The sequence below is a fragment of the Arsenophonus nasoniae DSM 15247 genome, from assembly GCF_000429565.1.
GTDB classification, from domain to species: Bacteria; Pseudomonadota; Gammaproteobacteria; order Enterobacterales; family Enterobacteriaceae; genus Arsenophonus; species Arsenophonus nasoniae.
Map to the genome: position 1 here is coordinate 19,024 of NZ_AUCC01000008.1, position 11,748 is coordinate 30,771.

At 35.9% G+C, this 11,748-nt stretch carries 13 protein-coding genes; 8 read left to right on the forward strand and 5 right to left on the reverse strand.

What is annotated here, in order from left to right; all coding sequences use genetic code 11:
• Window positions 1–10: 10 nt before the first annotated feature.
• Window positions 11–250 carry a FeoC-like transcriptional regulator gene (locus G468_RS0103340; RefSeq protein WP_026821901.1) on the forward strand — a complete coding sequence of 80 codons (240 nt, stop codon included), beginning with the start codon at window positions 11–13 and terminating at the stop codon, window positions 248–250.
• A 90-nt stretch (window positions 251–340) separates the two neighbouring features.
• Here the strand turns inward: G468_RS0103340 and bioH are convergent, their stop codons facing one another.
• Window positions 341–1,117: a pimeloyl-ACP methyl ester esterase BioH gene (gene bioH, locus G468_RS0103345; RefSeq protein WP_026821902.1), complete on the reverse strand. Its 777-nt coding sequence runs from the start codon at window positions 1,115–1,117 to the stop codon at window positions 341–343.
• Window positions 1,118–1,156: 39 nt separating this feature from the next.
• Here bioH and gntX point away from each other — a divergent pair, with 39 nt between their 5' ends.
• From gntX to glpD, 6 genes are all read left to right on the forward strand, one after another.
• Window positions 1,157–1,840, forward strand: coding sequence for a DNA utilization protein GntX (gene gntX / locus G468_RS0103350; RefSeq protein WP_026821903.1), 684 nt, complete (start codon window positions 1,157–1,159; stop codon window positions 1,838–1,840).
• A gap of 58 nt (window positions 1,841–1,898) precedes the next feature.
• The gene (nfuA, locus tag G468_RS0103355) at window positions 1,899–2,477 is read left to right on the forward strand and encodes a Fe-S biogenesis protein NfuA (RefSeq protein ID WP_026821904.1); all 579 of its coding nucleotides are present in this window, start codon (window positions 1,899–1,901) and stop codon (window positions 2,475–2,477) included.
• Between the two features lie 94 nt (window positions 2,478–2,571).
• Entirely contained in the window at window positions 2,572–2,898 is a 327-nt protein-coding gene (glpE, locus tag G468_RS0103360; protein ID WP_026821905.1) for a thiosulfate sulfurtransferase GlpE, read from the forward strand.
• A 15-nt stretch (window positions 2,899–2,913) separates the two neighbouring features.
• Window positions 2,914–3,768 (forward strand): rhomboid family intramembrane serine protease GlpG, encoded by an 855-nt coding sequence (gene glpG / locus G468_RS0103365; RefSeq protein ID WP_026821906.1) that lies wholly within the window; start codon window positions 2,914–2,916, stop codon window positions 3,766–3,768.
• A 17-nt stretch (window positions 3,769–3,785) separates the two neighbouring features.
• Window positions 3,786–4,544, forward strand: coding sequence for a DeoR/GlpR family transcriptional regulator (locus G468_RS0103370; RefSeq protein WP_026821907.1), 759 nt, complete (start codon window positions 3,786–3,788; stop codon window positions 4,542–4,544).
• A 259-nt stretch (window positions 4,545–4,803) separates the two neighbouring features.
• Window positions 4,804–6,300: a glycerol-3-phosphate dehydrogenase gene (gene glpD, locus G468_RS0103375; protein WP_026821908.1), complete on the forward strand. Its 1,497-nt coding sequence runs from the start codon at window positions 4,804–4,806 to the stop codon at window positions 6,298–6,300.
• A gap of 75 nt (window positions 6,301–6,375) precedes the next feature.
• Here glpD and pfkA read toward each other — a convergent pair whose 3' ends face one another.
• A complete protein-coding gene (gene pfkA, locus G468_RS0103380) occupies window positions 6,376–7,353 on the reverse strand; it encodes a 6-phosphofructokinase (RefSeq protein WP_026821909.1) in 978 nt (325 codons plus the stop codon).
• 637 nt (window positions 7,354–7,990) lie between these two features.
• Here pfkA and G468_RS0103385 point away from each other — a divergent pair.
• Window positions 7,991–8,653, forward strand: a complete 663-nt coding sequence (locus G468_RS0103385; protein WP_026821910.1) for an acyl-homoserine-lactone synthase — start codon at window positions 7,991–7,993, stop codon at window positions 8,651–8,653.
• On the opposite strand, the gene G468_RS0103390 is transcribed toward G468_RS0103385, so the two are convergent.
• The 3 genes from G468_RS0103390 to G468_RS0103400 form a co-directional block, all read right to left on the reverse strand.
• Entirely contained in the window at window positions 8,624–9,361 is a 738-nt protein-coding gene (locus G468_RS0103390) for a helix-turn-helix transcriptional regulator (protein ID WP_026821911.1), read from the reverse strand. The genes G468_RS0103385 and G468_RS0103390 overlap by 30 nt on opposite strands.
• Before the next feature lie 884 nt (window positions 9,362–10,245).
• Window positions 10,246–10,371, reverse strand: coding sequence for a hypothetical protein (locus tag G468_RS25045; RefSeq protein ID WP_276324655.1), 126 nt, complete (start codon window positions 10,369–10,371; stop codon window positions 10,246–10,248).
• Between the two features lie 513 nt (window positions 10,372–10,884).
• The gene (locus G468_RS0103400; protein ID WP_026821913.1) at window positions 10,885–11,748 is read right to left on the reverse strand and encodes a YicC/YloC family endoribonuclease; all 864 of its coding nucleotides are present in this window, start codon (window positions 11,746–11,748) and stop codon (window positions 10,885–10,887) included.

Here is an 11,748-nt window from a genome sequence, read left to right on the forward strand (position 1 = left end):
GAGGAACGATATGATCAGTTTATTGCAAGTTAGAGATATGGTTGCGCTGTATGGTAGAACGGATGCTTACCAAATTAGTCAGAAATGCTCTGCATCCTTACCTATGATTGAAGCTATGTTAGATAAATTAACCGCTATGGGAAAATTAGAACAAATTGATCAATCATCCTGTTTGACAGGTCATAGTTGTAAGTTTTGCCCTGAGACAAAAAAGTGTAACCTAAAAATTTATCAAGTGACTACTGTCTGATTTATGCAAGTAAGCGTTAATTTTTTGATAAATTAACGCTTACTTTATTAGCATAAGAAACGTTTTTAATTCTATTCTGACTCACCATATTTATTTCTCCAATTGGCTAGAAAAATTTACTAACAGTTGAATAAACTGCTTAGGATGGGAAATAAAAGGGGCATGGGCAGCATGTTTTATTATCACTGAGGGCGAATTTGGTAACCATCCATCTATTATTGGTACGACTTTTCTGGGCACTAAACCATCAAGATCACCATAAATGCGCAAAAAAGGCTTATTCAGTGTTAATAAAGATTGCCGTAAATCAGTTGTCCGCAAAATTTCTAAACCTGCGTTTAACACAGCTACGGAAGGTAACGGCTGTTTCAGTAACACTGTTTTTAATAAACGTATATCTTCATGTGCTGTTTTAGTGCCCAATGTTTGCAATGCCAAAAAACGTTCTACTGTACGATGAAAATTAGCCTGTAATTGTTGTTCAAAGCCTGTAAGCACCATAGGTTTAATACCTGGCCAGTTTTCTTGCTGACTAAAACATGGCGTCGAAGCCACAGTTATTAAACCCGCAATTTCAACTTGATGGTTAAGAGCAATGATACTGGCAATTAATCCGCCTAACGACCAGCCTAACCAAATAGCCTGCTTTGGCGCCTTTTGCCAAATGACTTCTGCCATTTGTTGTAACGACATCGGCGGGAAAAGATGACTACGACCATAGCCAGGTAAGTCAACAAGATGCAGACGAAAATGGGAACCACATCCCACTTCAATGGTACGCCAAACTTCTGCATTTAATCCCCATCCGTGCAATAGCACAATATCTTGTTTTCCTTTACCCGACTGCTGCCAAAACAGTGTTGTCATAGTTATTCTCTCTTTATACTTATAAAAAAGGACATCATTATGTTAACAATGGTTGGATACTGTTGGCTATGCCACCAAACACTAAAATATCGCTTTCATGGCATTTGTCGCTACTGTTTAAAACATTTACCTTATCTAAGACAAGTTTGTCATCACTGTGCTTTACCCATCGAACAACTCACCCTTACTTGTGGTCGCTGCTTACAAACGCCACCCTATTGGCACAATCTTGTTGCCATTACTCCCTACATACCACCATTAAGTAAGCTAATACAGCAGTACAAATTTAAAAAAATTCCCCAAATTGCCTTTATTCTTGCACGCTTATTTCTACTTTATTGGCAACAAGGATATCGTCAGCAACGCTGGCGCAAACCCGATATCATAATAGCAATACCGCTTCATCATGGTAAACATTGGCAACGTGGATTTAATCAAGCTAGTTTAATGGCAACACAGCTAGCTTATTGGTTAGGATGCCAATATCAAATTAATTCAATTACTCGTACTCGTGCTACACTACCACAAACTCAACTTTCTGCTAAAAAACGCATCCAAAATCTGAGTAACGCTTTTAGGATAAAAAAAACGTTTCAAGATTGCCATATTGCTGTACTTGACGATGTCATAACAACAGGAACAACAATGAACGAAGTGGCTAAATTGCTCATTAGTGCTGGTGCAAATTCAGTACAAGCCTGGGCAATATGCAGAACCTTGTAGAAAGTAATGAAAAGAGCGTATGATAAACATACTAAAATGATAAAGTTGAGCATCGACGATGATTAATATTACTGAAGCAGCACAAGCTCATTTTGCCAAATTATTGGCAAATCAAGAACCTGGTACACAAATTCGCGTATTTGTTATCAATCCTGGCACACCTTCTGCGGAATGTGGTGTCTCTTATTGCCCTCCTGATGCTATTGAATCGACTGATATTGAACTTAAATTTGCTAAACTATCAGCCTATGTTGATGAAATTAGTGCCCCTTTTCTGGAAGAAGCTGAAATTGATTTCGTAACGGATCAATTAGGCTCTCAACTTACTTTAAAAGCACCTAATGCTAAAATGCGAAAAGTTGCAGATGATGCGCCATTGATTGAACGAGTGGAATATGTTATTCAATCACAAATTAATCCACAGTTAGCTGGCCATGGAGGACGGGTTTCATTAATGGAAATCACTGATGATGGATATGCCATCCTACAATTTGGTGGGGGTTGTAATGGTTGTTCAATGGTCGACATCACTTTAAAAGAAGGTATTGAAAAGCAGTTGCTAAATATGTTTCCAGACGAATTGAAAGGCGTGAAAGATTTAACTGAACATCAGCGTGGTGATCACTCTTATTATTAAAATAATTACCCCTTTTTGCTAAAGATAGATACTCTTTAAGAGTATAGAGAGTATCTTATTTTTCCGAACATAAAATAATATAACACAGATTACTATGGATAATTTTCAATTACTTACAGTTGAACAAGCCTATAAACTTTGGCAAACAGATAATAGCATAGTGGTCGACATTCGTGACCGACAAAGTTTTCATTCAGCGCATATTACTGGTGCTTACCATCTTACAAATGAGACCTTGAATAACTTTATTACGCAAACAGACCTTGACACGGCGGTAATGGTAATATGTTACCATGGCCATAGTAGTCAAGGCGCAGCACAATATTTGGTTAATACGGGCTTCGAAACTGTTTATAGCATAAACGGCGGTTTTGAAGTATGGTCGAGAGAATATCCACACACTATCAATTCACTCTCTTAAGCGATATAACAGGCTATGATCCATTTAATTTCGATAGCAAATCCTAGATTAGCACAAGCATTTATTGATTATATGGCAATGCAAAACATTGTTATTGAAATACGCGCTGAACCCCAAGGGAAATTCTTTGATCTTTGGTTGCAGGATGAAAATAAGTTTGAGCAAGCACAACAAGAACTAAAACTGTTTATGCAAGATCCTCTTAACTCCCGTTATCAGGCGGCAAGTTGGCAAACTGGACATATTGATAAAAAATTTGGCTACCGTAATTATCTCACTTTCGATTATTTAAAAAAACAATCTGGACCACTAACCATTATCGTTTTCTTTTTAGCTATTTTTATTTATATTTGGATGTTAATTTCCGGTAATGACGCCGTAATGGCTTATCTTGCATGGCCATCAAGTATTCAATACACTGAAATCTGGCGAATATTCACTCCTGCCTTACTCCATTTTTCATTAATGCATATTTTATTTAATTTAATGTGGTGGTGGTATTTAGGTAGTCAAGTAGAACGCCAATTGGGTACAGGTAAGCTATTTGTCATTACTATCGTATCAGCTCTTTTTAGTAATTGGGGACAATCGCTCTTTAGTGGCTCTGCTTTTGGTGGCCTTTCCGGCGTGGTTTTCTCGTTAATAGGTTACGTTTGGTTAACCGGTGAACGTCACCCAGCAAAAGGTATTTCTATTCCTCGAGGGTTAATGATATTTGCTGTTTTATGGTTATTTCTTGGTTACTTTGACATTTTTGGTATGAAGATAGCTAACACGGCGCACACTGCCGGTCTAATTATCGGTTTATTAATGGGATTATGGGATAATAGACATAAACCAGATAATACAAAACATAACCAATATATATAGTGATACTTGAGGTTTTTGTGAAGCAAACTCAACGCCATGATGCCATTATCGAACTTGCCCGTATTCAAGGCTATGTAAGTACTGAAAAGTTAGTTGAATATTTCAATGTCAGCCCACAAACTATTCGTCGTGATCTCAATGAACTGGCGGAAAAAAATAAAATTCAGCGTCATCACGGAGGTGCCGCGCTTCCTTCAAGTTCTGTTAATACGGCTTACCATGATCGTAAAATGATGTGGTCGAACGAAAAAGAACGGATTGCCCAACATGTTGCACGCCAAATTCCTAATGGGGCTACATTATTTATCGATATCGGTACCACACCAGAAGCTGTCGCCTTTGCTTTGCTAAATCATAAAAATTTAAGGATCGTAACTAATAATCTTAATGTTGCAATCCTACTTATGCCCAAAGAAGATTTTCGTTTGATCTTAGCAGGAGGAGAAGTTCGTAGCCGTGATGGAGGAATTGTTGGTGAGGCAACCTTAGATTTTATATCTCAATTCCGTCTTGACTTTGGTATTTTAGGCATTAGTGGTATCGATGAGGATGGTTCATTACTCGAGTTTGACTACCATGAAGTACGGACAAAAAAAGCAATTATTGAAAATTCTCGTTGCGTTATGCTGGTCACTGACCACTCAAAATTTGGTCGCAATGCAATGGTCAACCTAGGCAGTATGGAGATGATTGATTATCTCTTTACTGACAAAGCACCTCCTGCAAACATCCACAAAATGATTGAGCATCATAATGTAACCCTTGAAATATGCTAATGTTCGTCTTATCGCAGGAAATTTTCTCATTTCCTGCTCTATTCTGTAGCTATACTTCTTTATAAGCTCATATTCTCTCCAAATTAAATACTCATTTTCTAAATTAGTTTGCTATTTTGGTCTATTTTTCCATCAAATGATAAATGGCATTAATTTTATGGTTTTTTCCGCTTAATAATAGTTGGCTTTCGAATCTAATTTGATTAAAATTGTGAGCGAAAACGAACATATTTGAGCAATCTCGAACATTGGGGGACGCATGGAAATAAAAGATTTAATTGTGCTAGGTGGTGGTATAAATGGTGCAGGTATTGCCGCTGATGCTGCTGGTCGAGGATTATCAGTATTACTACTAGAAGCTCAAGATCTTGCTAGCGCAACTTCTTCTGCTAGCTCCAAACTGATCCATGGCGGATTGCGCTATTTAGAACATTATGAATTTCGTTTAGTCAGTGAAGCCCTTGCCGAGCGTGAAGTTTTGCTTAAGCTTGCTCCCCATATCGCTTTTCCTATGCGTTTTCGCCTACCTCATCAACCTCATCTTCGCCCTGCCTGGATGATCCGTGCTGGCCTTTTCCTTTATGATCATCTAGGTAAACGTACCAGTCTACCTAGCAGTAAAGGGCTAAAATTTGGTAAAAACTCTGTCTTGAAATCAGAATTAACAAAAGGTTTTGAATATTCAGATTGTTGGGTAGATGATGCACGCTTAGTCGTCCTCAATGCACAAGAAGTTCTTAGACATAAAGGTGAAGTTCGAACTCGTACTAAAGCGACGAGAGCCTGGCGTGAGAACGGGCTCTGGGTCGTGGAAGCAGAAGACCTACGTACGGGTAAAAAAGAAACTTGGCAAGCAAAAGGATTAGTAAACGCAACTGGACCTTGGGTTAAATCTTTCTTTGATGAAGGGTTACAATTAAAATCTCCCTACGGTATCCGACTAATTAAAGGTAGCCATATTGTTGTACCTCGTGTCCACGACGGATCACAAGCTTATATTTTACAAAATGAAGATCACCGTATTGTCTTTGTTATTCCTTGGATGGACGAGTTTTCTATTATAGGTACTACTGATGTCGAATACCAAGGTGATCCAAAAAATGTCCACATCGATAATAATGAAATCAATTACTTATTAAAAGTTTATAACGATCATTTCAAAAAACAGTTAACACAGCAAGATATTGTCTGGACTTACTCTGGGGTACGTCCATTATGTGATGATGAATCTGATTCACCTCAAGCCATTACACGTGATTACACACTTGACATCCATGATGAACAAGGAAAAGCACCTCTATTATCTGTTTTTGGTGGGAAATTAACCACATATCGTAAACTTGCCGAACATGCGGTCGATAAATTAGCGCATTACTACCCTAATACTGGCAAAGCATGGACTAAAGAAGCAACACTACCTGGTGGTGATATTGAAGGTTATGATCGTGATGGTTATGCTCAACTATTACGTAAACGCTATCCATGGTTACCAGAAGGAATTGCATTGCGATATGCCCGTACTTACGGTAGTAACAGCAATTTGATCTTAAACCAAGCACAATCGTTATCAGATCTAGGTGAAGCTTTTGGGCATAATTTATATGAAGCTGAATTACGTTATTTAGTCGAAAATGAGTGGGTTACAGAGTTAGATGATGCCATCTGGCGTAGAACTAAATTAGGCATGTGGCTCAATGACGATGAGAAGCAACGCATAACACAATGGCTAACTAAACTTACAACCATTACGCAATAAAACCATATAAGCCTCATAAATTTATGAGGCTTATATCGCAACTTTACCGCTTACAATCCAATCCGTTCAAGAAAGTCAATAAAGTTTCTTCGCCGTATCTAACCAATCCTGCTTAAACTTACGTTGCATGTTTTCAACTGCATCAATAATATCATGATGAACAAGTTTATCATTTTGGATACCAACACAGCGACCACCATACCCTTGTAAAAGTAACTGAATAGAGTAAGCGCCCATACGGGATGCCAGAACACGATCACTCGCTACTGGGCTACCACCCCGCTGAATATGACCTAAAACAGTTGCCCGTGTCTCATGACCCGTTGCTTTTTCAATATATTTCGCCAATTCATTAACATCACAAATATGTTCAGTAATAGCAACAATCGCATGACGTTTACCTCTTGCTAAGCCAGATTTAATTTCTGTTAGTAACTCTTCCTTATCAAAAGGTATTTCGGGCAATATCACAAACTCACAGCCTCCAGCAATCGCCGCAGATAAAGTCAAATCACCGCAGTGGCGCCCCATTATTTCAACTATCGAAATACGTTTATGGGAAGTTGAGGTATCACGTAAACGATCAATTGCCTCAACAATGGTATCCAAAGCGGTGAAATAACCAATCGTATAATCAGTACCAGCAACATCATTATCAATCGTTCCAGGTACACCGATACAAGGGAAGCCCGCTTCAGTGATCCTCTTTGCGCCGCGATAAGAACCATCTCCACCAATGACAACCAAGGCATCAATATTATGTTTTTTCATATTATCAATAGCTTGGGCTCTTACCTTCTCACTATCACGAAATTCAGGAAAACGGGCAGAACCTAAGAAAGTACCGCCACGATTAATAATATCCGAAACACTAAAACGGTTAAGTTCTTTTATTCGATTTTCATAAAGCCCCATATAACCATCAAAAATACCATAAACTTCTAAACCTTCAGAGAGTCCCATTCGCACAACACTACGAATAGCAGCATTCATTCCTGGCGCATCACCACCACTGGTTAAAACGCCAACTCTTTTTATTCCTTTTTTATTCATGGTGACCTCTGATTTAATATATCGCCATAAGTATAAAAACCATATCATTTATTTTACTTATGACCCTGACGGGCTGTATTGATTCGGCTTACTACATTATACGATAAAACTTTTACCGTGTGCTTTAATTATTAACTTTCTTTGATAAAGGTGAAATTTATTATAAATATTGCAAATACTCTCATTAAAATAATTAAATAAAAAATTTTCAATGATTATGTTAATAAAATATATTTTTAGCGGATAATTCAGTTATCTTAATAAATACTTTAATTTTTTATACTATAAATATATGGATTACTTTCTTAAAACCAACGCTATCAATAAAACGCTTTTTATGTCTTTTTAGTATAGCTAACTTCATCTATAAAAATTTTTAACTTTTAATTAAAAACTGTCTGATTAATTTACACCTCCGACTTACACTTCAACTAAAATATTCCTTATAAGTCAGTTAGTTCCATCTCAAAACTCACATATAAACTTAACACCACTAGTGTACAAAAAATTATAGAGAAGGCAAAATATAATAGGCATTGTTACCCATAGTGGAAATCGAAAAATAGTATCGCTAGATAGAAATATTTTAGTAATTTTAAATATAGGATCTGCGAGTAAATGAAATAATGGAGAAAAAATGTTAGAAATATTCGATGTGAACTATAACCTTTTGACTGAAAAAAAATCAAAAGAATTATTTACGTTAAGAAAAGAAACATTTAAAGATCGGCTTAACTGGGCAGTAAATTGTATTAATGGCATGGAGTTTGATGAATATGATAATGACAAGACTAACTATCTATTTGGCGTAAGAAATAACACCATCATCTGTAGTGTCAGATTTATTGAAATGCAATTTCCTAACATGATTACAGGCACATTTGCACCTTTTTTCAAACATCTCAATCTCCCTAAAGGAAACTATATTGAATCAAGCCGTTTTTTTGTGGCCAAGGACCGAACAAAAGAACTAAATTGCGACAAATATCCCGTCTTTTTTATACTATGTCTAGCAATGATTAATTATGCGCAAAAAGGCGATTATGATGGGATTCTTACTATTATCAGCCATGCTATGTTAAAAGTAGTAGAGCGATCAGGTTGGGAAGTTTCAATCATCGAACAAGGTTTATCAGAAAAAAATGAAAAAGTGTATCTACTGCTTTTGCCTATAGATTCTAGAAATCAAAATAAGTTAATTGGAAGGATAAGGAGCCATTATGACAGCCTAGTTAATAATAATTTAAAAAAATGGCCATTGATATATCCATCATTTGGAGACAGGTTTAATGAGTTGTAATTCGACACCAAGTCTTATTGCATGCTTAGCATTCATAACGCCTAATTTTTTCACAACACTGCCAATATGAAATTTTACTGTACCCAATTTTATGCCTAGTATGGTTGCAATTTCCGAGTAGGTTTTTCCCATACTAGCCCAATATAAAATTTCATTTTCGCGTGGTGAAAAACACTCTTTTCCACTTGCTGGGTTCTGATAGTTTTGTCTAATCATCTCTCGATACAGAGAGGTGATTTTTTCATGAACATCAAGAAGAAGCATATGCAAATCATTTTTATGCTCTTTTATCTTCTTTTTTATTTCCACAACTTCCGAACTCACCATCATAATTGATAACATAGCAAGGCGATTGTTATAATCGTGTAATACAAAAGTGTAGCCATTTACAACATTATAATCTTTCGAAATATCAAAAATTTTGGAGAAATCAACATTAGAATTAATAGACAAACTTTCGTCCCACTCAAAAGGAGAAACTCTATTCAGAGCAAAGATAACAACGGGATCAATTTGTTGATAATTCCTTTCCTTATATATTTCAACCCACTGATCTGGATAATTTGTTATCGCAAACAATTCCGCTGGATTTCTTTTATTCAGAATAATATATGCATATCTAAATTCCCCAAAAACCGCTAATTCTCTATCTAAGTAGTTTTTTATTACATTATTTATCGTATCATTATCAAAAAAAGCCTTTGACATCCAGCTACTCCCCCAAAAATACATAACAACTTCCATGTAAGAACAAAAGTATAGTGCAAAACTAGACTTAAGTCTAACTACAATCGAAGCATAAAAAAAGGTAAAGTCACTATTAGATTTATATAAAAACAATAAAAAAACCTGACCTCATCTAAGGTCAGGCTGCCAAGTTAGCCAACACCATGGAAATTTATTTCTTAATATCATAAAGCCATATCGTCAGTAGAAGCAAGATGTCTCTACTGGCTTTATAGCTTTTTTTCATCATAATTTACTATTAGTAATTCTTTTTTCTTACTTAAAAATTTAATTTTTACTTATATATCAATATATTAACCTTAACAAAGAAATAAACTTTTGCTTACAAATTTATTTATAATAAAATCAACATATCGGCTAATTAGCCATATTTCATTCTAAAAATCTATTTAAACTACATATCAATTGCGCTGTAAACTTCTCTCGGTTATATATTGAACATTCTACACATTCAAATTATCTAAGAATTTTACGATACAAAAACATTATGAGTAGTTTAATCTTCATGAAAATAAATGTGCTAAATAAGTAACATTTTTCTGATAGACGCTTTTCATAATTAAATTTTTCAATACAATGTCACTAATTAGCATTTTTTTACAAAAATAACATCATAGCACTACAAGTGTGTTATTTAACCATGCTAACAATTTTAGAAAATACCCTTAACTTAATAAACTACTATGATTTTGAATACTGAATAGCGTCTTAGCAATATTATTTGATTATATTTTGCTAAGCTAATTTTTGATTAATTGTCTGATTTGACTAACGACATGCAACGCAAGGATTATTCAACCAATTAAATCAATACAATTTATGTACCCACGTAACTACCGTGCCAACTATTCAACAGTTTTTGCTCCCATAGCCGCTTCTTCTATTAAGTTTTCCAACGTATTATCATGGATAACCATTGCTGTCGAGAAAAGTGATGGTAACAAAAAATACTGAGTGCTTTTTTCCGTCATTAGAGATGTCCTCAAGTAATAACAAGTCAGTATTACACGCTTTAATTTTCTTTGTACACTTGAGCCAATATTGACCATATCGAGAATATCTTCTAAATGGTCTTCAAGATTGTGTCCTATATGTATGGGACCAGTCATCTTTCGCTCATTCTAAAACAGGCGTAAATAACGGTATTCCGAATATTCTAGCTGCTTAGAAAGCGCTTTAACCGACCAAATTACTACCAGATTCATCAATTCTTTTTATTTCTTCAAATGGCTGGTGGTATTGAACCATGTATCGAACCTCTTATATTTATTAGTGGTATAGATTGATAATATAGACAGCTTACCGTAGTGTAATTCAAATACTGTTTATGCCATCCAAGAATAACCTGCTCGTCCCCCCCATAACGATTAAACTGTAATGATCAACTAGAATTGTGTTTCTTTCTACCATGCTGCGATAGTAAAAAAGCCAGTCAATACAAGGTATCTTCTGGCTTATAATTTGTTGTGAATCGTTATGAAATACTACTCAATATTTTGGATCTGCTCACGCATTTGTTCTATTAATACTTTTAATTCAACAGCAGAATTAGTCACTTGGCTATTAATAGACTTAGAGGCCAAGGTATTTGCTTCACGATTAAATTCCTGCATCATAAAATCCAACCGACGGCCGACAGCTTCTTGCTTTTTGAGAATATTACGTGTTTCTTTAACATGGGCATCCAGCCTATCAAGTTCTTCTGCAACATCAATACGTTGGGCTAACATGATTAGTTCTTGTTCTAATCGATTATTATCTATCTGAATTTCTGCCTCTTCTAATTTTGTTTGTAAGCGCTCACGCTGCCATTTTAAAATTTCAGGCATTTGACGACGAATGTCTTGAATTTGTTGACAAACAGCATCTAGCCGTTGCTCAATCATTATCTTTAGCATCTTACCTTCTCTTTCCCGACTGAGAATTAAATCATCTAAAGCAATTTCTAATTCTTTAAGTAAATGCGTACAAATAACATCCAAATTTTGCTCCTGAGCTGACATAACCCCAGGCCAGCGAAGAATTTCTAATGGATTAATTTCGCCTTCACCACTACTCTTTTTTATCCAGTTAGCAGCGCTGATCAATTGGTTAGCTAACTCTTCATTCAGGACTAATTCGCTCTGCTGATGTGAGCTAAGTTCAAAACGTAAACTACACTCTACTTTCCCTCGTGTTAATCTGGCACGTAGACGCTCACGAATAACCGGTTCCAGACTTCTAAATTGTTCCGGTAAGCGAATATAAGTTTCAAGATAACGTTGGTTAACGGAACGCAGCTCCCAAGCCGCATTTCCCCATTCACTTTTTATATCTCGTCGTGCGAAAGCGGTCATACTATGGATCAT